The organism is Ruegeria sp. SATB027, assembly GCF_059613825.1.
The window spans coordinates 1-3,004 of sequence record NZ_JBXWTH010000023.1 but is presented as its reverse complement, the minus strand read 5'-3'; the positions used below and the strand labels follow the sequence as shown (position 1 = coordinate 3,004).

General features: G+C 62.1%; 3 protein-coding genes. All 3 read left to right on the top strand.

Going from position 1 to position 3,004, the window contains the following annotated elements:
- Window positions 1–3: 3 nt before the first annotated feature.
- Genes AC2FPW_RS04230 through folD form a run of 3 tightly spaced genes read left to right on the top strand, consistent with a single transcriptional unit; the run spans window position 4 to window position 2,983 of the window.
- Window positions 4–1,680: a formate--tetrahydrofolate ligase gene (locus AC2FPW_RS04230; RefSeq protein ID WP_480586122.1), complete on the top strand. Its 1,677-nt coding sequence runs from the start codon at window positions 4–6 to the stop codon at window positions 1,678–1,680.
- A 55-nt stretch (window positions 1,681–1,735) separates the two neighbouring features.
- A complete protein-coding gene (locus tag AC2FPW_RS04225) occupies window positions 1,736–2,041 on the top strand; it encodes a chorismate mutase (protein ID WP_480473724.1) in 306 nt (101 codons plus the stop codon).
- A gap of 51 nt (window positions 2,042–2,092) precedes the next feature.
- Complete coding sequence (gene folD / locus AC2FPW_RS04220) at window positions 2,093–2,983, top strand: bifunctional methylenetetrahydrofolate dehydrogenase/methenyltetrahydrofolate cyclohydrolase FolD (RefSeq protein WP_209505538.1); 891 nt, start codon at window positions 2,093–2,095, stop codon at window positions 2,981–2,983.
- Window positions 2,984–3,004 lie beyond the last annotated feature (21 nt).

Below are 3,004 nucleotides of genomic sequence, written 5' to 3'. Positions count from 1 at the left end.
CCAATGAGCTATAAATCCGACATCGAAATTGCGCGTGAAGCGAATAAGAAGCCGATCCAGGAGATCGGCGCGAAGCTTGGAATATCCAGTGATGATCTGTTGCCGTATGGGCATGACAAGGCGAAGGTGAGCCAGGAGTTCATCAACTCGGTTCAGGGTCGTGAGGACGGCAAGCTGGTGCTGGTGACGGCGATCAACCCGACGCCTGCGGGTGAAGGCAAGACGACCACAACGGTTGGTCTGGGTGACGGTCTGAACCGGATCGGCAAGAATGCGATGATCTGTATCCGCGAGGCCTCGCTGGGTCCGAACTTCGGCATGAAGGGCGGCGCTGCGGGGGGCGGCTATGCGCAGGTTGTTCCGATGGAAGAGATGAACCTGCACTTCACCGGCGATTTCCACGCGATCACCTCGGCCCATTCGCTGCTGTCGGCGATGATCGACAACCACATCTATTGGGGCAATGAATGCGAGATCGACACCCGCCGGGTCGCATGGCGTCGTGTGGTTGACATGAACGACCGCGCCCTGCGCCAGATTACTGCCAGCCTGGGCGGCGTGTCGAACGGGTTCCCGCGCGAAACAGGTTTTGACATCACCGTAGCGTCCGAGGTCATGGCGATCCTGTGTCTGGCCAACGACCTGAAGGATCTGGAAAAGCGTCTGGGTGACATCATCGTGGCCTATCGCCGCGACAAGACCCCGGTCTATTGCCGCGACATCAAGGCCGAAGGCGCGATGACCGTTCTGCTGAAAGACGCAATGCAGCCGAACCTGGTGCAGACGCTGGAAAACAACCCGGCTTTTGTCCATGGCGGCCCGTTCGCCAACATCGCGCATGGCTGCAACTCGGTCATTGCCACCAAGACCGCGCTGAAAGTGGCTGACTATGTGGTGACCGAGGCGGGCTTTGGCGCCGATCTGGGTGCCGAGAAGTTCATGAACATCAAGTGCCGCAAGGCGGGCATTGCGCCCTCTGCCGTGGTTCTGGTTGCCACCGTGCGGGCGATGAAGATGAATGGCGGTGTCGCCAAGGCCGATCTGGGTGCCGAGAATGTCGATGCGGTCAAGGCGGGCTGCGCCAACCTGGGCCGCCATATCGAGAACGTGAAGTCGTTCGGTGTGCCGGTTGTTGTCGCCATCAACCACTTTGTCACCGACACCGATGCCGAGGTTCAGGCGGTGAAGGATTATTGTTCCTCTCACGGGGTCGAGGCGGTTCTGTCGCGCCACTGGGAACTGGGCTCGGAAGGGTCTGCCGATCTGGCCCGCAAGGTTGTGGAAATCGTCGAAGGGGGGTCTGCGAACTTCGCGCCGATCTACCCCGACGAGATGCCGCTGTTTGAGAAGATCGAAACCATCGCCAAGCGCATCTACCGCGCCGACGAGGTTCTGGCCGACAACAAGATCCGCACGCAGCTGAAAGAATGGGAAGCTGCGGGGTATGGCAACCTGCCGGTCTGCATGGCGAAAACCCAGTACAGCTTCTCGACCGACCCGAGCTTGCGGGGCGCGCCCACCGGCCATTCGGTGCCGGTGCGTGAGGTCCGCCTGAGCGCGGGTGCAGGCTTTATCGTGGTTGTCTGCGGTGAGATCATGACCATGCCGGGCCTGCCCCGCAAACCGGCCGCGGAAACCATCTGCCTCAATGACGCAGGTGAGATCGAGGGCTTGTTCTAAGCCGCTGAATAAGACATCTCGTGGTCCGGGACCCCCGGGCCATGAGGAGACGATGATGCCCACTCTGACACCGCCGCAGGACTGCCATTCGATGCGGGATCTGCGGGTTCAGATCGACAGGCTGGACCGCCAGCTGATCGGGATGCTGGTGAGGCGCGCAAGCTATATTGATCGCGCGTCTGAGCTGAAGCCGGGCGAGGGCCTGCCCGCCCGCATCCCGGACCGGGTCGAGGATGTGGTGCAAAAGGTGCGCGCCAGTTCGCAGGCGGCGGGGATGGACCCCGATTTGTCCGAAACGCTCTGGCGCATTCTGATTGACTGGTCGATTGCACGTGAGGAACGTGTGCTCGGCCCCGAGTAAAGACCGGGCGCGTTCTGCGCCCGTTTGGGTTTTGAAAGAAGGGATCAAAGGATGGTAGCGCAGGTTATCGACGGGAAGGCCTTTGCCGCCAAAGTGCGCGCGCAGGTGGCCGATCAGGTTGCAAAGCTGAAAGAGGAAAACGGCATCACCCCCGGCCTGGCCGTGGTTCTGGTGGGCGAGGATCCGGCCAGCCAGGTCTATGTCCGCTCGAAGGGCAAGATGACCGTCGAAGTCGGCATGAACTCGTATGAGCACAAGCTGGATGCGGAGACCTCGGAGGCGGAGCTGCTGGCGCTGATCGACAAACTGAACACCGACCCGGCGGTGCATGGCATTCTGGTCCAGTTGCCGCTGCCCAAGCACCTGAACGAGGATCTGGTGATCAATTCGATCGATCCGGCCAAGGATGTGGACGGGTTCCATATCTCGAACGTGGGCCTTTTGGGCACCGGTCAGAAATCGATGGTGCCCTGCACCCCGCTGGGCTGCCTGATGATGCTGCGCGATCACCACGGGTCGCTGTCGGGCATGGATGCGGTTGTCATCGGTCGCTCGAACATCGTGGGCAAACCGATGGCGCAGCTGCTGCTGGGGGACAGCTGCACCGTGACCATCGCGCATTCGCGCACCAAAGATCTGCCGGATGTGGTCCGCCGCGCCGATATCGTCGTGGCCGCTGTCGGCCGCCCCGAGATGGTGCCTGGCGACTGGATCAAGGAAGGCGCCACCGTGATCGACGTGGGCATCAACCGCATCGAGCGGGATGGCAAGACCAAGCTGGTCGGCGACGTCGACTATGCCAGCGCTGCCGAACGCGCCGGCGCCATCACCCCGGTCCCCGGCGGCGTCGGCCCCATGACCATCGCCTGCCTGCTGGCCAACACCCTCACCGCCTGCTGCCGCGCAAACAAACTCCCAGAACCAGAAGGCCTGACCGCCTGATAAACACGGGGGCCGGAGCGG